Here is a 20,574-nt window from a genome sequence, read left to right on the forward strand (position 1 = left end):
ACGGCCGCGTCCCCGGAAAACGCGCGAGGCCGTTCCCGAAATCGCCGTGAGGATTCTCTGGAGCGCGCGGCTTAGCCCCGCAGCCGATCGGTCCCGGCCGCGTCCACCGATCCGTCCGCCGTCAGCGCGACGCCGAAGAGGTCGGCCGCCTGCTCGGCGGTGTAGTATCCCTTCGCCACGTCCGCCGCGACCTTCGCCGGATCGCGCGCGAACGGGTCGCCGTAGCCCCCGCCGCCGGGGGTGGAGACGTCGACCAAGTCGCCGGGGCGGATGGTGACGTCCTGGTCTTTGGATTTGTGCTCAGGCTCGTAACAGCGGCCGTCGGCGAAAGTGAAGCGCACCCGATTCGGGCCGCCGTCGGCGCCGCCGAGCGCGCCCTGCGGCCCGTCGCGCCCGTGATCCATCACCATGGAGGCCCGCGCCTCCCCCCGGCGGATCGAGACGGCGTAGTTGAGGCCCATGCCGCCGCGGCTTTTCCCCGGCCCGCCGGAGCCTTCGTAGAGCGCGTAGCGGTGAAACAGGACGGGGAAATACTGCTCCAGCACCTCGACCGGCTGGGACTTGGAAATCCCGATCGTCGAGCAGCCGTTGGAGAGGCCGTCGCCTTCCGCATAGCCGCCGTAGCCGCCGCCCGAGATCACGTACATCACATAGGAGCGGCCCTTCACCGGATCGTGGCCGCCGAGCGCGAAATTGCCGCTGGAGCCCGCCGGCGCGGCGAACAGTTCGTCGGGGACGGCCTTGGTCAACGCGGCGAACACGGCTTCCGCGATACGTTGCGAGACCTCGGCCGCACAGCCGGAGACAGGGCGCGGGTACTCGGCGTAGAGGAAGGTGCCCTTGGGATCGACGATCTTCAGCGGCTCGTACGCGCCGGCGTTGAGCGGCACGTCGGGGAAGATGTGCTTGATCGCCAGATAGACCGACGAGCGCGTGGTGGCGATCACGCTGTTCATCGGCCCGCGGCAGGGCGGGCTGCTGCCGGTCATGTCGAAGGTCATCTCGTCGCCGGCGACGGTGATCTTCATGGCGATCCGCAGCGGCTGGTCCACCACGCCGTCGCTGTCGACGAAGGCCTCGCCTTCGTAAACGCCGTCCGGGATCTCCGCGATCTTTGCCCGCATCAGCTGGTTGGAGCGCCGCCGCAGCTGCCGGATCGCCTCCGTCACCGTCTCCTCGCCATACCGGTCGAGCAGGGCGGTCAGCCGCTTGTCGCCGATCTTCAACGCCGCCGCCTGGGCCTGAATGTCGCCGATCCGCTGATCGGCGATGCGGATGTTGGATTGGATGATCGCTAGGATCTCGGCGTCGAGGACGCCGCGTTTGAAGAGTTTCACCGGCGGCAGGCGCAGCCCCTCCTGCTCCACCTCCGTCGCGCGCGCCGAGAAGCCGCCCGGCACCATCCCGCCCGTATCCGGCCAATGCCCGGTGTTGGCGAGCCAGCAATAGAGCCGTCCGCGATAAAAGAACGGCCGATAGAAGCGCACGTCCATGAGGTGCGTGCCGCCCAGATAGGGATCGTTGCAGATAATGACGTCGTCGGGCTCAGGATCCTTGATCCGGTCGATCACCGCTTGCGTGCCGTACTGCATGGTGCCGACGAAGACCGGCAGCCCCAGTTCCCCCTGCGCGATCAGCGCGCCGTCGTCCAGCGCGTAGATTCCGTCGGATCGGTCCATCGCCTCTGAGATCACCGGCGAGAAGGCGGCCCGGCAGAAGGCCAGGTCCATTTCGTTGCAGACCTGGGCGAGGCCGTTCTGGATCACGGTCAAAGTGACAGGGTCGAGGTCCTGGTCCGTCTGCGCGTTCATTCCGTCGCGTCTCCGATGCTGACGATCAGGTTGCCCATCGCGTCGACGCGCGCGCGCATGCCCGGTTCGATCACGATGGTGCTGTCCAACTGTTCGACGATGGCCGGCCCGTCGATCGCGAAGCCTTCGGCCAGCTTGCCGCGGGAATAGAGCGGCGTCTCCACCCACCCCGCACCCTGGAACCAGACCGTCCGGCGCCCGGCGAGGGCGGCCTGCGCGCTGGCCGCGCGCTCTTCGTCGATCAGATTGGAGAGGTCGACGGGCGGGCGCTTGCCGATGACGGCCGTGTGTAAATTGACGAGGTTCGCCTTGATCTCCGGCAGCGCGACCTCGAAGCGCGCCCAATAGACGTCTTCGAACGCCTGTTGCAGCGTCTCTCGATCGACGTCGGGACCTGAAACCGGAACCGCCAGCAAATGGCTTTGCCCGACGAATTGCATGTCGGCGCTGTGGAGCACGCTGACGTCGCCGACTTCGACGCCCTCGCGTTCGATGGTCGCGCGGCCTTGGGCGATCTGCGCTTCAAGGGTCTCGCGCACGAGCGCCATGTCGACGGTCCCAAGCGGTTCGTTGATCGTGTTGACGTAATCGTGGCGCACGTCCGCCACCGTGCAGCCCAGCGCATTGGTGATCCCCGGACGCGCCGGCACCAGCAGACGCGGAATCCCCAATTCGCGGGCGATGGAGGCGGCGTGCAAGGGTCCGGCGCCGCCGAAGGGAAACAGCGCGAAATCCCGGGGATCGTGCCCGCGGCTGAGCGAGACCATCCGCACCGCGCCCGCCATCTTGTTGTCGGCGATGCGCAGGATCGCGGCCGCCGCCTGCGCCCAGTCCAGGCCCAGCGGCGCGCCGATCGTCTCGCCGATGATCCGTTGCACGTCCTCGATTCCGACCGGACGGTCGACCGACAGCAGCGCCTTCGGATTGAGCCGGCCGAGCGCCAGATTGGCGTCGGTGATGGTCGGCTGCGTTCCGCCGCGGCCATAGCAGATCGGTCCGGGCGCGGAGCCCGCGCTCTCCGGCCCGACCTTGAGCAGGCCGCCGGCGTCGATCGAGGCGATGGACCCGCCGCCGGCCCCGATCGTGTGCACGTCCACCATGGGCACGTGCACCGGCATGGCGTACTCGATCTCCAACTCGTTCGAGACCTGGGGCGCGCCGTCCTTGATCAGGCCGACGTCGCAACTGGTGCCGCCCATGTCGAAGGTCACCACGCTCTCGACGCCGGCGGCGCGCGCGGTGTAGGCCGCGGCCATGACGCCGGAGGCCGGGCCGCTCATCACCGTGTTGACCGCGTTCTCGGCGACGATTCGGCCCGAGACCACGCCGCCGTTGCCTTGCATCACCAACAGGTCGTGGCGATAGCCGCGCCCGGCCAGCTCGTCCGCCAGACGGGCGATGTAGCGCTCCAGAATCGGCTGGACGGAGGCGTTGACGGCCGCCGTGACGCCGCGCTCGTATTCGCGATACTCGCTCAACACGGCGTGGCCCATGGTGATGTAGCGGTTGGGCCAGCGCGCGGCCGCGATTTCGGCCGCGCGGCGTTCGTGCGTCGGGTTCTTGTAGGCGTGCAGGAAATGGATGACGAGCGCTTCGCAGCCGGCCGCGATCAGCTGGTCGACGGCGGCGCCGACCGCCGCCTCGTCCAACGCCGTGACGACGCCGCCGTCCGCGTCCATCCGTTCCGGAACTTCCAACCGCAATTCGCGCGGTATCAGCGGCGTGAAGCTTCCCTTCAGCCCGTAGGGCTGCGGGCGGGTGCGCCGCCCCAACTCAAGTACGTCGCGAAACCCCGCGGTGGTGATCAGCCCCGTCTTGGCCAGCTTGCGCTCCAACAACGCGTTCGTCGTCGTCGTCGTGCCGTGCACCAGCGCCGCCAGCGCCGCCGGATCGGCCTCCGCCGCGTCCAGCGCCGCGAGGACGCCGAAGGCCTGGTTGTCCAGCGTCGTCGGGACCTTGGCGATGCGCACTTGCTGACCGCCGTCGGCGTCGACGTCGATATAGATCAGGTCGGTGAAGGTGCCGCCAACGTCGCAGCCGACCAGCCCGCCCCTCGCCGTTGCGCCGCCGGCGGCTTCACGCTCTCGCGCCGTCATGTCTCGCCAAGCCTCCCCGTCGCGCCGCCGCGCAGCGGACAGCGTTCGCAAAGCGTCCCTGAAATCGCAACACCGGTCAATTCATTCGTGTACATATGAATTACCTGGGCGCTCCCATAATGGACGCTCGCCGGACAATCGCGCTGGACGAGCGACGATCGAGGGACCGCTCGCGGCTGGGGGGCGATCACACGCGGATCGGCGTCGCCGACTTAAGATCCCCGACGCGCGGCGTCCGGTCGGCGCGCTCCGCCCGGTTCGGCGATTTGTCCCATTTTCGCCGCCGATGTCGCGAAAAGGCCGAAGCTTGACGGGGATCGGCGGGCGCGGGATCGTGAGCCCTGATAGATGAGCGACACGTTGCCGTACGGCGCGAAAACCCCCGCAACCTGCGGGGGTTCGTCATGTCGGGCCGGGCGGCGCCCCATGCAGCGGTCAGGGCGGTTGATGAACGACTATTCGGTTTGGAGCGTGTTGCGCGGCGGCCTTACGGGCCAACGCCATTGGAAGCCGGCCTGGCGGGACCCCGACCCCCAACCCAGCTATGACGCGATCATCGTCGGCGGCGGCGGCCACGGTCTGGCGACGGCCTTCTATCTCGCCAAGCTGCACGGGGTGAAGAACGTCGCCGTGCTGGAGAAGGGCTGGATCGGCGGCGGCAACACGGGTCGGAACACGACGATCGTGCGCTCCAACTACATGCTGGAGGGCAATGCGCACTTCTACGAGAAGTCGCTGCAGCTGTGGGAGCAGCTGAGCCACGAACTCAACTATAACGTTATGTTCTCCCAGCGCGGCGTGCTCAACCTCGCCCACTCCGACGCGCAGATGGACGCCTATGCGCGCCGCGGCAACGCGATGCGCCTGAACGGGATCGACGCGGACCTGCTGACGGCCGAACAGGTGCGCGAGATCGCGCCGATGTGCGATTTTTCGGACAAGGCGCGCTTCCCGATCCACGGCGGCCTCTTCCAGCCGCGCGGCGGCACGGCGCGCCACGACGCCGTCGCCTGGGGCTTCGCGCGGGCGGCCGACCGCCTCGGCGTCGACGTCATCCAGAATTGCGAGGTGACGGGGATCGACGTCGAACAGGGGCGGGTGACCGGCGTCCAGACGACCCGCGGCGCGATCAAGACCAAGAAGATCGGTCTGGCGGTGGCCGGCCACACCACGCAACTGGCGGAGATGGCGGGCCTGCGCCTGCCGATCGAAAGCCACCTGCTGCAGGCGATGGTCTCCGAGCCGCTGAAGCCCTGGATCGACACCGTCGTCACCTTCGGCGCCGGGCATTTCTACATCAGCCAGTCGGACAAGGGCGGGCTCGTCTTCGGCGGCGATCTGGACGGATACAACTCCTTCGCCCAGCGCGGCAACCTGCCGATGCTGGAGCATGTGATCCAGTGCGGCGTCGCCCTGATGCCGAGCCTGAAGCGCCTGCGTCTGCTGCGCCATTGGGGCGGCGTCATGGACATGACGATGGACGGCAGCCCGATCATCGGCAAGACGCCGATCGAGGGGCTCTATCTCAACGGCGGCTGGTGCTACGGCGGCTTCAAGGCGACGCCCGGCAGCGGCTGGGTCTTCGCCCACACGATCGCCCAGGACCGGCCGCACGCGTTGAACGAGGCGCTCTCGCTCAGCCGGTTCGAGACCGGCGCGGTGCTGGACGAGCGCGGCGCCGGCCCGACCCCGGGCTGGCACTAGGCGCGCAAGGGAGTCTGACCGACATGCTGAGGATCGAGTGCCCCTGGTGCGGCCCGCGCGACATGGTGGAGTTCACCTATGTCGGCGATGGGACGCTTCAGCGCCCCGCGATAGGCGCTGAGGCGGGCCATTTCGACTATGTTTATCTGCGCGACAATCCGAAGGGCGTTCATGTCGAGTTGTGGCGTCACGGCGCGGGCTGCCGTCAACATGTGGCGGTGAAGCGCGACACGCTGAGCCATGACATCCTGCAATGCGGCAAGCCCGGCGAGGTGACGAAATGACCGGTCCGGGACAGATCAACCGCCACGCCGAGGCGGGCCGCATCGACCGCACGCGCCGCATCAGCTTCACCTTCGACGGCGTCCCGATGACCGGGTTCGAGGGCGACACCCTCGCCTCCGCGTTGCTGGCGAACGGCGTGAAGCTGGTCGGGCGCAGCTTCAAATACCATCGCCCGCGCGGGATTTTCTCCAACGGGCCGGAGGAGCCCAATGCGCTCGTCCGCCTGCGCGTCGGCGACCGGGTGGAGCCGAACACGCGCGCGACGATGATCCCGCTCTATGACGGGCTGGTCGCAGAAAGCCAGAACCGCTGGCCCTCGCTCGCCTTCGACGTCCAGGCGGTCAACCAGCTGTTCGCGCGCTTCCTGCCGGCGGGCTTCTACTACAAGACCTTCATGGGACCCTTCGCCAACACCAAGCTGTGGATGCGCTTCGAACGGTCGATCCGCAAAGCGGCCGGCATGGGGACGGGCACCCACGCCCCCGACCCCGACGAGTACGACAAGATGAGCGCCCATTGCGAGGTGCTGGTGATCGGCGCAGGCCCGGCCGGCATCGCCGCCGCGCGCGCCGCGGCCGCGTCGGGCGGGCGGGTGATCCTGCTGGACGAGCGCGAGGAGATCGGCGGACGGCTTTTGATGGAGCGCTTCCAGGTCGACGGTCTGGAGTCCGGCGAATGGCTGGCGCGTGAGCGCGGCGCCCTGGAGGCGGCGGGGAACGTGCGCATCCTGCCGCGCACCACCGCCTTCGGCTATTACGACCAGAACATGATCGGCGCGGTCGAGCGGGTCTGCGACCATCTGATCAAGCCCCCGCCGCATCAGCCGCGCCAGCGTCTATGGTCGATCCGCGCGACAGAGGTCGTGCTGGCGACCGGGGCGATCGAACAGCCCCTGATCTTCGCTGACAACGACCGGCCCGGCGTGATGCTGGCGGGCGCAGTGCGGGGTTTCGCCAACCAGTACGGCGTGCTGGCCGGCAAGCGAATCGTCGTCGCCGCCAACAACGACGACGCCTACCGCACCGCGATCGATCTGCATGACCTGGGCGCGACCATCGAATCCATCGTCGACGTGCGTCCGAAGGGACCCGGTCCGATCCGACAGGAGGCGAAGGACCGCGGCATCACCTATCTGCGCGGCTATGCGCCGGTGAAGGCCCAAGGCCGGCGCGCCGTGCGCCAGCTCGCCATCCTGAAATTGGACGAGAACGGCAAGGCGACCGGCTCGCAGCGCGCGGCCGCCTGCGACTTGGTGGCGATGTCCGGCGGCTGGCAGCCGACCCTGCACCTCTCCAGTCAGACCGGCGCCAAGGCCTATTGGGACGCGGAGAAGTGCTGCTTCCTGCCGGGGCCGCCGCGCCAACGCGAACGCTCCGCCGGCGCCTGCGCGGGCGTCTTCACCCTGCCGGAATGTCTTGCCCACGGCCACGCGGCCGGCCTTGAGGCGGCCGAGGCGGCGGGCCTCGCGCGGCCTGAAATCGAGGCCCCCAAGGCGAGCGCGCCGCAGGAAGTCCCGCCGCGCGCCTATTGGGAATGCCCGGATCCGATCAACACGCCGGGCAAGAAGTTCGTCGATCATCAAGACGACGTGGCGGCGTCCGACGTGCGCCTCGCCCATCGGGAGGGCTACATCTCGGTCGAGCATCTGAAGCGCTACACCACGCTCGGCATGGGCACCGACCAGGGCAAGACCTCGAATATTCCGGGCTTCGCGATCATGGCGAAGGCCCGCGGGGTGGAGATCGGCCAGACCGGGACCACCACCTTCCGCCCGCCCTATACGCCGGTGGCGTTGGGGGCGCTCGCCGGGCCCGAGGTGGGCGAGCGGTACATGGCGCTGCGCCGCACGCCGATGGACGGCTGGCATGAGGAGCAGGGCTGCGAGTGGATCGACGCCGGCCTGTGGCGCCGGCCGCGCTACTATCCCTCGGGTCCGCGCGAGAGCCTGTTCGACGCCTATATCCGGGAGACCATGGCCACGCGCGGCTCGCTCGGAATCGTCGACGTCACCACGCTGGGCAAAATCGACATCCAGGGGCCGGACGCGGCCGAGTTCCTGAACCGTCTTTACATCAACGGCTGGAAGACCCTTCCGGTCGGCAAGGCGCGCTATGGGCTGATGCTGCGCGAGGACGGGATCGTGCTCGACGACGGCACGACGTCGCGCCTGGGCGAGCAGCATTATCTGATGACAACGACCACCGCCAACGCCGTGCGCATCATGGCCTGGATCGACTATCACCTGCAGGTGGTCTGGCCGGATCTGCGCGTGAAGGCCGTCAGCGTGACCGAGCAGTGGGCGGCGATGGCGCTCGCCGGTCCGAACGCCCGCAAGGCGCTGGAGAAGGTGGTCGACATCGATCTGTCGAGCGAGGCCTTTCCCTTCATGGCGTGCGGCCCGGCGACGCTCAACAAGGGCTCGGCGGCCGGCGAGATCAAGGGGCGGCTCTTCCGCATCAGCTTCTCGGGAGAACTCGCCTACGAGCTCAACGTGCCGGCCGATTACGGCCGCGCGGCGTGGGAAATGCTGATGCAGGCCGGCGCCGAGTTCGACATCACGCCCTACGGCATGGAGGCGCTCGGCAACATGCGGATCGAGAAGGGCCACGTCGCGGGACCGGAGCTCGACGGCCGCACCACCGCCGACGATCTCGGCATGGGACGCATGATGTCGTCCAAGAAGGACTTCATCGGCGCCAAGCTGGCCGGACGCGAGGATCTGATCCGCGCCGACCGCAAGCAGGTCGTGGGCCTCGTCCCTGTCGACGGCAAGACGAAGCTGCGGCAAGGCGCGCAGCTGGTGGAGAAGGACGCGCCCGCCGAGGCCGGAACGCTCGCCGCCGGCGGCAAGCCGATCCCGATGATCGGGAACGTCACCTCCACAGGCTACAGCCCGGAACTGGACCATCCGATCGCGCTCGGCCTCGTGGTGAACGGCCGCGCGCGCCTCGGCGAGGAGATTTCGATGCGCTATCCGCTGCGCGGGTTGAGCGTGCCGGTCAAGATCGTCGAGCCCGTCTTCGTCGACCCGAAGGGAGAGCGTCTGCATGGCTGAGCTCGAAATTCGCCGCCGCTCCGCCCTCGAAGGACGGCTGGAGCCGGGAGACTTTGGGACCGTCTGCGCTGACGGGCCGAGGCTGATGGTGCGGGAGCGCCCCGCGCTCGCCATCGCCCAGGTCGAGGCTTGGCCGGAAAGCGCGGCCGAGACGGTCGAGAAAATCGGGAAGACTGTCGGCGTGCGCCCCTCGCGCGACCCGCTCGTCGCGACCGTCGCGGGCGAGACGACGGCGCTGTGGGTCGGCCCGGACAGCTGGCTGCTGGTCGAGCCGGAGAGCGCGCGCGGCGTGGCGAGCCTGGTCGAGACGCTGGCCGCCGAACTGGGCGGGCAGGCGGCGCTGACCGATCAGGGGCACGGCCGGGTCTGCCTGCGGATCTCGGGTCCTGCCTTGACCGACGTTCTGGCCAAGGGCTGCACCCTCGACCTCGACCCCGGTCGCGATTTCGATCCCGGCCGCGTCGTGGGAACGTCGCTCGGCCACATGACGGTGACGATGCACCGCGTCGACGAGGAGACGGCCGATCTCTATGTCGCCCGCTCTTTCGCGGTCAGCTTCCTCGACTGGCTGATGCATGCGGCGGCGGAGTACGGGGTGCGGGTGGAGGCGGCGTGAGGTCGGGGGCAGTCTTCGGAAGAGGGTCGGGCCAAGCTCGGCCGTGATTCGCTAAAGCGCGGTTTCTGAGGAATTTTTCGCCATCAAGTCGAGCCGCCTTGACGGTGCGCCCGCGAAGGCGGGCGCCTTTTTCAACCGGCGCCGCCGCAGGGGTACTCCTGAGCCCCCCGCTTTCGCTGGGGCGTCCTGCCTGTCCTATCCTTCTTTTAGCGGCTCCCGATTCAGGCCGTCCGACCGCCCGCATGCCGCATCTCGCTGCGGATCAGTTCGATGAAGCGCGGCGGGTTCTCCTCATGTCCGAGATGGCCGAGGGAGGGGATCTCCAGATAGCGGCCGTGCGGCACGCGGCCGGCGAGCGTCGCGCCGTCGGCGGGCGGGACCGCCCGGTCCCCGTCGCAGGCGACGAAGACGATCGGCGTCTCCAGCCGCGGCAGCTCGCGCGCCAAGCCCTGCAGCTTCCAATTCGCCATCATGCCCAGCGCGCCGGCGATGTGGGCGGGCGTGCGCATCAGCCGGCAGTAGAGGTCGAGGCCCCGCTCGTCCAGATGCGAGCCCGTGTCGCGGATCAGGCGCGCGACCGCCTTCGGGCTCGCCCGCCTGGCCGCGATGCGCGGGGTCAGCGGATTGAGGAACAGCGCCTTGGCTATCGCGGGAAACAGGAAGTTCGGCGCGCCGCGGAACGGCAGCAGCGCGCCGTTCAAACTGATCAGCAGATCCGCTCGGATCGCCCGATCGAGGGCGAGCCGCGCGCCGATCGCCGCGCCGGCGGAATGGCCGACGACGCCGGCCGGCTTCGCCGCCAGCGTTCGCAGCAACTCGTCCAGCGCGCGCGCCATGCCGTCCAGCGACAGCCGGTAGAAGGGCGGGAGATCGGTGAAGCCGTGCCCGGGCAGATCGACCGCAAGGATCGAATAGTCGCGGGCCAAGGCCGGGATCAGGTCGCGGAAGCTGTGGGTCGAGGCGCCGGTGCCGTGCAGCAGCAGCAACAGCGGCCCGTGCCCGGCCTGTTGGACGTGCCAGGTGAGCCCGCGCGTCTCGATGAAGCGCGACAGATCGCGGTTCGGCCAGTCGACGCCGTCGCGCGCCCAGATGAGCCGCTCGTCGCGCACCGCCATCGCGTCGCTCTCCTTTTCAGCGGCCGGTCGCGCCGCGTACGGCGTCATTAAGGCGGCGCGCGTCCGCCCGCGGCAGCGGCAGATAGCGGGCTTTCAAGGCGCCGGCCAGCGCCTGCGCGTTCTCGCGCGGACGCGGCGAGATGTCGACCAGCAGCGCAGCGTGGCCTTGGGCGGCGAAGGAGCGCGCCGCCGACAGCGACTCCTCGGCCGCGCGCGGCGGGTCGCCGGCCCCGTCGCGCGCGATGTTGGCGCGCCCGTCGGTCATCAGCACGATCGCCGGCGTCCGCCCCGCGCGGGCGAGCTTGCCGGCCAGCTCTCCGGCTGCGTCGATCGCGGCGGCCAGCGGCGTGCCGCCCCCGCCGGGCAGGCCGGCCAGCAGCTTCTTGGCGCGCGCAAGGCTGCGGGTCGGCGGTAAGGCCAGATCGACCGTCTTGCCGGCGAAGGTGATCAGCGCCACCTGATCGCGCCGGCTGTAGCATTCGGCCAGCAGCAGCTCGACCGCGCCTTTCGCCTCCGCCAGCCGATTGAAGGCGGAGGAGCCGCTGGCGTCGACGACGAAGACGGTGCAGGTCTCGCGCGCGCGCTTAAAGCGGGTGATGCGGAAATCGTCCTTGCGCACCTCGACGCGGGTCGCGGCCTCGCCGGTCTCTTCGCCGCGCTCGCGCCGGCGCAGCGGCTGCCAGGGGGCGGCGTTGCGCAGGGTCTCGACCACGTTCAGACGCTGGCCGGGGCGCGGCGCGCCCGGGCGCACGCCGATCGGCCGCCCGCGGGTCAGGGAGCGCGCGATCTCCCCCTTCCGCCCGGCGGAGGCGGGGCTGCGCAGTTTGACGCCGGCCCGCATCCGCTCCAGCAGATCGCGCGGCAGGGCGGCCTGCGCCGCCTCCACCAGGATCTCTTCAGGCGTCTTCGCCTCGCTCTCGTCCGGCGGCGGCTCGGGCTCCTCGGACGGCGGGTCCTGGTCGGGGTCCTCCGGCGGTTCGGGCGGCTCCTCCTCCTGCCGGTCCTCGGGCTCTTCTTCCTGTTGATCCTCGGGCGGGGCCGGAAGACGCGTCGCCCGCGGGGCGAGAACCAGGCGCGCGGCCAGGGCGCAATCGTCCATCGAGGCCTCCGGCCGCCCGTCCAACGCGGCCGCCGCGCGCGCGACGCGCAGCGCCAGGATCGGCGCGCGCGCCGAGGCGACGCCCAGCGCCAGCGCGGCGCCGACCAGCGCGCGCATCGCCTCGTCCCCCACGGATGCGGCGGAGAGACGCTCACGCGCCGCCTCGATTTCCTCTGGCAAAGGAAAGCCGTCGGTCTCAAGCGGCCCGCGATAGGCGGAGAGATCGATCGAAAAGGCCAGCCGGTCGATCAGCGCCTCCGGCGGCGCTTCCTCCTCCTCGATCCCCTCGTCCAGCAGGATCAGACCGAAGCGGGTCGACACCTCCTCGGCGGCGCCGGTGCGCTCCGGGCGAACGGCGCCTCGGTCGAGCGCCAAGGAGAGTTTCGCCGCCGTCTCGCCGCCCAGGCGCTCGGCCATCGCCGCGATCAGAAGACCGCCGTCCGCCTCGGCCAGCATACCCCGCATCGCGATCGGCCGACCCGCCTTCAAGGTCGCGGCCAGATCCAGACCGCCCAGCAGCCGTTCGTCGCCGATCCCCGACGGCATGCGCCGCACCGGCGTTCCCGCCGGGATCAGGGCCGACAGATATGTCATCCAGCTGTCGCGCGCCGGCCCCGGCCCGGCCCTCAGTCGCAACCCGCCGCAGCCGCTCGGGTCGAGCGCCAGCAGCGCCGCCGCCGTCAACGCATCCGCCCAGACCCGCTCTGACGCCGGATCGCCGTCGCCGGCGGATGCGTCGTCCGCGGTCAGGGCGGCGGCCTCGATCATGCGGCGAAGACCTCGCCGAGCCCCCGTTCGACGCGCACGGCCGAGCCGGCTTCGTCCAACGGATCGCGCCGCAGGCGGTGGCGCAGCGCCATCGGCGCGACCGCGCGCAAGCTCTCGTCCTCGATCGTTTTCTTGCCGTCCAAGGCGGCCGAGGCGCGCGCCGCGCGGATCAGGGTCAACTCCCCGCGCAGCCCGTCGGTGTCGAGCGCCATGCAGATCTCGGAGGCGCGTCGATAGGCGGCCTCCGGCGCCTCCACCTCGCCGATCAGCCTGCGCGCGCGCTCGATTCGGCGGCGGATTTTCGCCTCCTCCTTCGCCCACCGCTCGTGGAAGGCGCTCGGATCGCGTTCGTAGGCGTCGCGGCGGCGCACCACTTCGACCCGGGTCTCCAGGTCGTTGGGCGTGGTCACCTCGACCGACAGACCGAAGCGATCAAGCAGCTGCGGGCGCAGCTCGCCCTCCTCCGGGTTGCCGCTACCGATCAGCACGAAACGCGCCGGGTGGCGGACGCTCAGGCCTTCGCGCTCCACCAGATTCTCGCCGGACGCCGCGACGTCGAGCAGCAGATCGACCAGATGGTCCTCCAGCAGGTTCACCTCGTCGATATAGAGGAAGCCGCGGTTGGCGCGGGCCAGCAGGCCCGGCTCGAACGCCTTCTCGCCGCGGGTCAGGGCGCGCTCCAGATCGAGCGCGCCGACGACGCGATCCTCGGTCGCGCCAAGCGGCAGATCGATAACGGGGGCGGAAATCCTGCGGCCCTTGGACGCCTTTTTCGCGCCCTCGGGCGTCGTCCCATCGCCCTCACAGTGCGGGCACAGAGGCGAGGGGCGCTCCGGATCGCAATTGTAGGGGCAGCCCTCGACCACCTTGATCTGCGGCAGCAGCGCGGCCAGCGCGCGCACCGTCGTCGATTTTCCGGTGCCGCGATCGCCGAAGGCCAAGACGCCGCCGACATGGGGGTCGACGGCGGCGATCAGCAGCGCGCGCTTCATCTCGTCCTGGCCCACGATGGCGGAGAAGGGAAAAGGGGCGCTCATAGGGGGTGCGGGTCCTCTTGAATCTGGCGCGGTCGCCCGCGCGCCTGTCAACTTTGCGAGACACTATAGCGAGGGTTTCGGGCGGCAAAAAGAGGGCGTGCGCCGCCGTCGTCTTCCCTAGTGCGGCGCAGGGGGCGCCTGCGCTAGAATGGCGGCGATGTTGGGGATATTCGGCCGGCTCGGCCGCGCGCGCGACCTGCGCCATCTTGACGACGAATTGCGCAGCGCCGGATTGCATCCGGCGCTGACGGCCGACGCCGTGAAGATGACCGTCATCCGTCTGCTGAAGGGCGCATATGGCGACGCCGCGCCGCACATGGCGGAGGCGGCGGCGCTCGTCGCCTATTGCACGCTCGGCCCCGATGCGTACGCCGAGACCAACGGGCCGGATCGGACACGGGCCGTGGAGAGCCGGGTCCAAGCGGCGGTCGCGGAAGAACGCGGCCTCGATGCGGAACTCGTCTTGCTCACCCTTCACGCCGACGTCATTCACCCAGACGTGGTCGAGGCGTTCGGGTTGGACGTCGACGGATGACGGGGTCGAGCGGCCCGTATGGAAGAGGCCGCCAGCGAGGGGAAAAGACATGAGCTGGAGCGCTGCAACCGATCCGATCTGCACCGAGCCCGGCGCGTGCGATCCGGTCGATCTGGTCATCTCGCCGATCGAACACGACATCGGCGGACTCAGCGTGCGGCGGGTGCTGCCGACGAAGGAGGCGCCGGCGGTCGGCCCCTTCGTCTTCTTCGATCAAATGGGGCCGGCGACGTTGGCGGCGGACTCGCCGTTGAGCGTGCGGCCGCATCCGCATATCGGCCTGTCGACGCTGACCTGGATGATCGAGGGCTCGATCATGCACCGCGACAGCCTCGGCTACGCTCAGGAGATCGTCCCCGGCGCGGTCAACTGGATGACCGCCGGATCCGGCGTCGTGCATTCGGAACGCACGCCCGAGCGTCTGCGCGGGCGCGAAACGCGCCTCTACGGGCTGCAAGTCTGGATGGCCTTGCCGACGGCGTATGAGGAGAGCGCGCCGTCCTTCCAGCACTACCCGGCGAACCAGATTCCTATCGTCGAGGGGGAGGGGTGGCGCGCTTCGATCGTCGCGGGACGGGCGTGGGAGAAGACCTCGCCCGTCACCGTTTTCTCTCCGACGCTGTACGCCGACGTCGAAGCGTCCGCCGGCGCGACGCTGACGATCGACGCGGAGCACCAGCAGCGCGCCGTATACGTCTTGGAGGGCTCGGTCGAGGTCGGCGGCAAGACCTTCGACGCCGGGCGCATGCTGGTCTTGCGGCCGGCGCTGAGCGTCTCCGTTCGCACGCCGGCGGGCGCTCGGCTGATCCTCATCGGCGGAGAGCCGTTGGACGGTCCGCGTCACAAGTTCTGGAACTTCGTCTCAAGCAGGCGGGCGCGGATCGACGCGGCCAAGAGGGATTGGCGGGAGGGCCGCTTTCCCAAAGTGCCCGGCGATGAAGACGATTTCATCCCGCTCCCCTGATCGCCTCCCGCTTCGCCTAACGGCGGGCTTCGGGCGCCGGCCCGTCGGTCGCTCGGGGCGACGCGCGTTCATTCGGCGGCGTCGGGTCGCTCGGCCGCGTCCTCGGCGCGCGTCAGGCGCACCGCGAAGCTGGAGCCGTTGAGTGAGGAGGCGGTCAGCAGCAGCTCCCCGCCGAACTGCAGCATGATCTGTTTGGAGATGGCGAGACCGAGGCCGCTTCCGGTCGGCCGCCGCGCCCCTTCCTTCCAGCCGCGCGAGAACTTGGAAAACAGCGTCTGTTGCTCGGAAGGCGGGATCCCGGGGCCGTTGTCGCGCACCGCGATCGCGGCCAGTCCGGCCGAGGGAAGGGCGGTGCGGTCGACCTCGACCCAGACGCGGCCGATCCCGCCGCGCTCGGCGGCGTCGTTGAACTTGATTGCGTTCGACAGGAGGTTGACGAAGACCTGCTTCAGCCGGTCGCCGTCGGCGAGAACCGGGAGGCGCGCGTCGCCAAGCCCGTCGATCAGCTCGACGTCGCTGTTCTGGGCCAGACCGTGCATCGTCTCCATCGCCTCGCGCGCGACGTCGACAAGATCGAGGCGTTCGAACTCCCAGTCGAGCTGGCCGTTCTCCATCCGGTTCAGGTCCAGGATCTGATCGAGCAGACGGGTCAGCCGCACGCTTTCATGCTGGATAATGCCGAGAAAGCGCTGCGCCTGCGCCCCCTCCAACGCCTGCGGGCCGCGTTGCGCCGCCTGTTCCACGAGCATTTCGGAAAAGGAGCGGATCGAGGTCATGGGCGTGCGCAGCTCGTGGCTCACCCGGCTCAGGAAGTCGTCCTTCAGCCGGTCGAGCTCGGTGAGCTGGGCGTTCGCCTCGCGCAGCTGACGAGCGGTCTCCTCCAGCTCGCGCGACTTGCGCTCCAGCTCGCGGCTGTAGCGGATCGCCTCCTGGGTCTCGTCGAGGATCTGGATCACGGATTCCAGGCTGATCGTCTCGCCCTTGGCGATGCGTGCGACTAGCGAACGCGCCGAGGCGGCGCCGATCGAGCCGGCCAGCGCGCGCTCGACATAGACGATCAGGGCGGGGTCCGTCTTCGGAAGATCGGCGCGCCGATCGAGCCCCACGGACTGGGCGTATTCGGCGAACAGCCGATCGGCGCGATCGCGCCCCAGGATGCGCCGCGCCAGACGGAACAAATCCTCGGTGGCCGCGGAGCGTGGGATCGCCCCTTCGACTCCGGTGCGCCGGCGGTCGAACGCGTCGACGAAGACGGCGCTCTGAAGACGCTCCAGCGGCGACTGCTCGCTGAACAGCGAGACCGCCGCGAACAGCACGACGTTGACGCTCAGGCTCCAGAACAGCCCGTGAACCAGCGGGTCCCAGCCTGTTAGGCCGAGAAGCGCATTGGGCTTCAGAAGCTCGATCCCGAAGGGACCGCTCTCAACCAGCTCTATCACCACATAGCCGGCCCCGGCGAAGCTCGGCAACAGCAGGGTGTAGGTCCACAGCCCGAAGCCGCCGATCAGACCGGCCGTGGCGCCGGCCTTGGTGCCGCCTTCCCAATAGACCGCGCCGATCAGGGCGGGCAGGAATTGCGCGACGGCGGCGAATGAGATCAGGCCGATGGAGGCCAGCGGGCTCGTCGTGCCGATCGAATGGTAATAGATGAAGCCGAGGGTGAGGATGGCGATGATGCTGAGCCGGCGCACCAGAACCAGCACCTTGGAGAAATCGCTGGTTCGCTGCTGGCTGAAGACGCTGAGACGCAGCAGCAGCGGCGTCACCAGATGGTTCGAAATCATGATCGACATGGCGATCGAGGAGACGATGACCATCGAGGTCGCCGCCGAGAGTCCGCCGATGAAGGCGACCAGCGCGAGCCCCGTCCGGCCTTCCGACAGCGGCACCGTCAGCACGAAGAGATCGGGGTTCGCGGTTTCAGGCAACTGCGTCATGCCGCTGATCGCGATCGGGATCACGAACAGGCTGACGAGCATCAGGTAGAGCGGAAACATCCAGCTGGCGGTGGCCAGATGGCGTTCGTCGTTGTTTTCCACCACGCCGACATGGAACTGACGCGGCAGGCAGATAAAGGCCGCCGCCGCCAGGAACAGGGTCGCGAGCCAGCGCGTCTCGAACTCCGCGCCGAGCGTCGTCAATCGCGCCACGCCCGCATGCCAGTCCGCCCGCGCATAGAGGTCGGCGATCCCGCCGTTCATGCCGTACAGCGCGAACAGCGCGATCGCGCCGAGGCTGACCAGCTTGACGATCGATTCGAACGCGATGGCGGCGACGATGCCCGGCTGGCGTTCGTCGGCGCTTTGATTGCGGGTGCCGAACAGGATGGTGAACAGCGCCATGCAGACCGCCACCCAGAAACCGGTGTCGGCCAGGATCCCGTGGTTTGTCGCGGAGACGGGAGTCCGTACGTGCAGGCCGCCGAGCGCGTCGACGCTGGAGGCGACCGCCTTGAGCTGCAGCGCGATATAGGGCGCGACGCCGCTGAGCGCGATCAAGGTGACCAACGCCGAGATGCTGGCGCTCTTGCCGTAGCGGGCTGAGATGAAGTCGGCGATCGACGTGATTTTCTGCGCTTTCGAGATGCGCACCAACTTGCGCAGCAAAAGCCACCAGGCCATCAGCACGATGGTGGGGCCGAGATAGATAGTCAGGAACTCGAGCCCGCTGCGCGCGGCCGAGCCGACCGCCCCGTAGAAGGTCCAGCTGGTGCAGTAGACCGCGAGCGAGAGCGTGTAGACCAGCGGCGATTGGATGAAGCGCGCGCGTCCTTGCGCGGCCCGGCGTTCGCTGTAGAAGGCGAGAAGGAACAGCCCGCCGAGATAGACGCCCGCGATCAGGATGATGACGCCGGTGGTCAGCATGACGCCGGCGCCCCGTCAGTCGCCGCGCGCCGCGTGCGCGGGCGGCTCCGCTCCATCCGACGGAGGCGGCGCGTCCAACGCCTCGACCCCGCCGTCTTCCCCCGCCTCCTCGTCCGCGATCAGGCGGCGGGCCAGCGCGGCCGAGAGAACAAGACCGACAAACCAAAGCGCGAACAGGCTGACATGGAGGAACGGCACGCCGAAGACGGTCCAATCCTGATCGTAAATCCGCATATAGGGCGGCGTGAAGATCAGAACGGCGCCGGCCGGCAGGGCGGCGGCGGCGTCGCGCAGGCGTCGGCGATTCATCGGTCCGGCTCCCCTTGCAGGCGCGCCCGGCTCAACCCGGCGGCTTGGCCGCTTCGCGCAGCAGCACGGCGACGCGTTCGATCAGATCGCGGTTGGAGAAGGGCTTGGTGACGAAATCGTCGGCCCCCAGCTCCTGCATCCGCTTGCGGTCCGCTTCCTGGCCCTTGGCGGTCAGGACCATGACCGGCAGACCGGCCAGGGCCTCGCTCGCCCGGACGCGGCGCAGCACGTCGAAGCCGTTCGTCTCCGGCAGCATGATGTCGAGCAGCAGCAGGTCCGGCGCCGAGGCCTGCAGGACGGCCAGCGCCCGCGACCCGGTGTCGACCGCTTCGACGTCATAGCCCTCGCGCTTCAGCAGGAAGCTCAAGGACTCGACGATGAACGGCTCGTCCTCCGCGATGAGGATGCGAGTCCCCATGATCGATCGTCCTCCCCGGACGTCCGGTTTTGTTCGCAGTCCTAACGCCGCCCGGATCGTCCATGTCGCTTGGGCGTGTCGCTTGGCGCGCGCCCTTCACCGGTCCATTCTTTCACGTCGCGCCTTCGGTTGCGAGAGGATCGTTGCGGGCCGATGCGACGCCGCGCGGCGGCCCCTCGGCGGTGATCGCCGCCTGGGCGCGCTGGGCGCAGCCCGCGCGGGGGCAGGATCGGCAGTTGAATCCGACCGGCGTCGCCAGCGAGCGTTTGCGCGACGCGAAGGCGTCGAAATACACAAGCCGGTCGCCATAGACGACGTCGCAGCCCAGCATGACCGAATAGCTCGCCGCCGGCCCGCCATAGGCGGGCGCCCGTTTCGATTGGCTGCGCGCGATGAAAAGATACTGCTCGCCGCTCGGCATTTCGGCCAGTTGCGCGATGGTTCGGTCCGGCGTCGCCAACGCGCCGTACAGCGCCCATAGAGGGCAGGCGCCGCCCAGTCGCGGCATGCGCAGACCGGCGATGCTGAACGGCTTCGAGATGTTGCCGGCCGGGTCGGCGCGCAGGAAGGCGAAGGGCACGCCCTGCGCGTCCTCCCGGCGCAGCGTCACCAGCCGATGGGCGGCTTGCTCGAAGCTGGCCCCGAAGCGCTGGCCCAGCCGGTCGATGTCGTAGCGGTCCGCTTCCGCCGCCTCGAAGAAGGGGGCGTACGGGAACAGCAGCGCGCCGGCGGCGTAGTTGGCGAGCGCGCGACGCGCGATGGCGCGCGCTTCGTCGCTGGTGAGTTGGCCGCTGGCGGCCAGCGCCTCGATCGCGTCGCCCAACTCCAGCTGCGCGAGCGTTCGCGCCAATTGAAAGCGCACGGTGCTGTCCAAGGCCGCCTGGTCGAGGATCAGCAGGTCCGCACGCGGGTCGCTTTGCGTCGCCTCGAGCGGATCGCCGCGGCGAATGCGCAGGCCGTGGGCCTGCACGAGCCGGCTTTCGATGGCGGCGGCCAAGGGCTGGGGAGCGGTTTCCAGCTGGCGGCGCAGCGCGTCCGCCGCCTCCTCGAGCACCGGCAGGTGATTGCCGCAATGATGAATGAAATCGTCGACCTCGCTCTGCGGCGACGTGGGCGTGGGGGCGTTCTGCGCCCCGTCGAGCAGCGCGATCATCTCCCGCGCGCTGGATCCGAGACGGTCCGCCTGGGCGGCGATGATGCCGCAAAAACGCTCCCGCTCGTCGCTCGCGAGGTCGGGATAGGCCTCCAGAATCTCGGCGAAAGAGCGGATGGCGCTCACCTGGGTGAGCACCGCGTGGCTCAACTCCATCAAGGCCGGGTCCTGACTTAAGCGGTCCGACAGCGCCAACGCCGTCTCGGTCGCATCGCGATAGCGCCGATGGAGCTGGACGAACGCGCCCGCCCAATCCGGATGCTGGGACGTGAAGCGCGCCGCGGACGCGTCGTCCAGGCCGCGAAAGGCCAGAGTCCGTGCAAGCTCCGCAAGATCGTTGGCGAGCGGCGCGTCCTCCGCCCCGCTCAACCGACCGAGCGGCGCATCGAGGGCCTGTGCGATGCGCTTGAGCAGCGCGCCGCCGATCTGTCGCTTGTCGTGTTCGATCAGATTGAGATAGCTCGGCGAGACCCCCGCCGCCTTTGCAAGCGCGGTTTGGCTGACCCCTGCGTCGAGCCGGGCCTCGCGGATTCTCTTGCCGATGGGCAGGCGCGCCATGCGGATCGTTTTCCCCGTTCATACGCCGCGTTTGTAAAGATTTTTACATTGCGATGCCGCACATTGCCTCGATTTTTACACAATTTTTCAAACCTGCAAAGATTCTCTTGAAGCTCGACGCGCCCTTGCCGTTAATGTGCCCCAATCGGCAAACGGCACCCCGCCGTCGCCGGACAAAAATGTCGCG

Annotated in this window: 15 protein-coding genes; 6 read left to right on the forward strand and 9 right to left on the reverse strand. The window is 69.1% G+C overall.

Annotated elements, in window-relative coordinates; all coding sequences use genetic code 11:
- Positions 1-71 precede the first annotated feature (71 nt).
- Together RIB45_RS06755 and RIB45_RS06760 are read right to left on the reverse strand one after the other, a co-directional pair.
- The gene (locus RIB45_RS06755; RefSeq protein ID WP_350049477.1) at positions 72-1,811 is read right to left on the reverse strand and encodes a hydantoinase B/oxoprolinase family protein; all 1,740 of its coding nucleotides are present in this window, start codon (positions 1,809-1,811) and stop codon (positions 72-74) included.
- Positions 1,808-3,907, reverse strand: coding sequence for a hydantoinase/oxoprolinase family protein (locus RIB45_RS06760; RefSeq protein ID WP_350049478.1), 2,100 nt, complete (start codon positions 3,905-3,907; stop codon positions 1,808-1,810). Before RIB45_RS06760 ends, RIB45_RS06755 begins: the two co-directional genes overlap by 4 nt.
- Positions 3,908-4,354: 447 nt before the next feature.
- On the opposite strand from RIB45_RS06760, the gene RIB45_RS06765 reads away from it, so the two are divergent.
- Genes RIB45_RS06765 through RIB45_RS06780 form a run of 4 tightly spaced genes read left to right on the forward strand, consistent with a single transcriptional unit; the run spans position 4,355 to position 9,567 of the window.
- Positions 4,355-5,611, forward strand: a complete 1,257-nt coding sequence (locus tag RIB45_RS06765) for a sarcosine oxidase subunit beta family protein (protein WP_502882564.1) — start codon at positions 4,355-4,357, stop codon at positions 5,609-5,611.
- A gap of 23 nt (positions 5,612-5,634) precedes the next feature.
- A complete protein-coding gene (locus RIB45_RS06770) occupies positions 5,635-5,895 on the forward strand; it encodes a sarcosine oxidase subunit delta (protein WP_350049480.1) in 261 nt (86 codons plus the stop codon).
- Entirely contained in the window at positions 5,892-8,951 is a 3,060-nt protein-coding gene (locus tag RIB45_RS06775) for a sarcosine oxidase subunit alpha family protein (RefSeq protein ID WP_350049481.1), read from the forward strand. Before RIB45_RS06770 ends, RIB45_RS06775 begins: the two co-directional genes overlap by 4 nt.
- Entirely contained in the window at positions 8,944-9,567 is a 624-nt protein-coding gene (locus RIB45_RS06780; protein WP_350049482.1) for a sarcosine oxidase subunit gamma, read from the forward strand. Before RIB45_RS06775 ends, RIB45_RS06780 begins: the two co-directional genes overlap by 8 nt.
- Before the next feature lie 221 nt (positions 9,568-9,788).
- On the opposite strand, the gene bchO is transcribed toward RIB45_RS06780, so the two are convergent.
- From bchO to bchI, 3 genes are read right to left on the reverse strand one after another with little or no spacing between them, the layout of a single operon-like run.
- The gene (gene bchO, locus RIB45_RS06785; RefSeq protein WP_350049483.1) at positions 9,789-10,682 is read right to left on the reverse strand and encodes an alpha/beta fold hydrolase BchO; all 894 of its coding nucleotides are present in this window, start codon (positions 10,680-10,682) and stop codon (positions 9,789-9,791) included.
- Between the two features lie 16 nt (positions 10,683-10,698).
- The gene (locus RIB45_RS06790; RefSeq protein ID WP_350049484.1) at positions 10,699-12,549 is read right to left on the reverse strand and encodes a magnesium chelatase subunit D; all 1,851 of its coding nucleotides are present in this window, start codon (positions 12,547-12,549) and stop codon (positions 10,699-10,701) included.
- Positions 12,546-13,586, reverse strand: coding sequence for a magnesium chelatase ATPase subunit I (gene bchI / locus RIB45_RS06795; RefSeq protein ID WP_350049485.1), 1,041 nt, complete (start codon positions 13,584-13,586; stop codon positions 12,546-12,548). The genes RIB45_RS06790 and bchI overlap by 4 nt, the downstream gene beginning before the upstream one ends.
- Before the next feature lie 148 nt (positions 13,587-13,734).
- On the opposite strand from bchI, the gene RIB45_RS06800 reads away from it, so the two are divergent.
- Together RIB45_RS06800 and RIB45_RS06805 are read left to right on the forward strand one after the other, a co-directional pair.
- Positions 13,735-14,121: a hypothetical protein gene (locus tag RIB45_RS06800; RefSeq protein WP_350049486.1), complete on the forward strand. Its 387-nt coding sequence runs from the start codon at positions 13,735-13,737 to the stop codon at positions 14,119-14,121.
- A 49-nt stretch (positions 14,122-14,170) separates the two neighbouring features.
- Positions 14,171-15,085 (forward strand): pirin family protein, encoded by a 915-nt coding sequence (locus RIB45_RS06805; protein ID WP_350049487.1) that lies wholly within the window; start codon positions 14,171-14,173, stop codon positions 15,083-15,085.
- A gap of 68 nt (positions 15,086-15,153) precedes the next feature.
- Here RIB45_RS06805 and RIB45_RS06810 read toward each other — a convergent pair whose 3' ends face one another.
- The 4 genes from RIB45_RS06810 to RIB45_RS06825 form a co-directional block, all read right to left on the reverse strand.
- Positions 15,154-17,949 (reverse strand): ATP-binding protein, encoded by a 2,796-nt coding sequence (locus RIB45_RS06810; protein ID WP_350049488.1) that lies wholly within the window; start codon positions 17,947-17,949, stop codon positions 15,154-15,156.
- A 15-nt stretch (positions 17,950-17,964) separates the two neighbouring features.
- Complete coding sequence (locus tag RIB45_RS06815) at positions 17,965-18,258, reverse strand: hypothetical protein (protein WP_350049489.1); 294 nt, start codon at positions 18,256-18,258, stop codon at positions 17,965-17,967.
- A 31-nt stretch (positions 18,259-18,289) separates the two neighbouring features.
- Positions 18,290-18,676, reverse strand: a complete 387-nt coding sequence (locus RIB45_RS06820) for a response regulator transcription factor (protein WP_350049490.1) — start codon at positions 18,674-18,676, stop codon at positions 18,290-18,292.
- 112 nt (positions 18,677-18,788) lie between these two features.
- Positions 18,789-20,387: a helix-turn-helix domain-containing protein gene (locus tag RIB45_RS06825; RefSeq protein WP_350049491.1), complete on the reverse strand. Its 1,599-nt coding sequence runs from the start codon at positions 20,385-20,387 to the stop codon at positions 18,789-18,791.
- Positions 20,388-20,574 lie beyond the last annotated feature (187 nt).

It is taken from the genome of Marivibrio sp., assembly GCF_040218065.1.
Taxonomy (GTDB): domain Bacteria; phylum Pseudomonadota; class Alphaproteobacteria; order UBA8366; family Aestuariispiraceae; genus Marivibrio.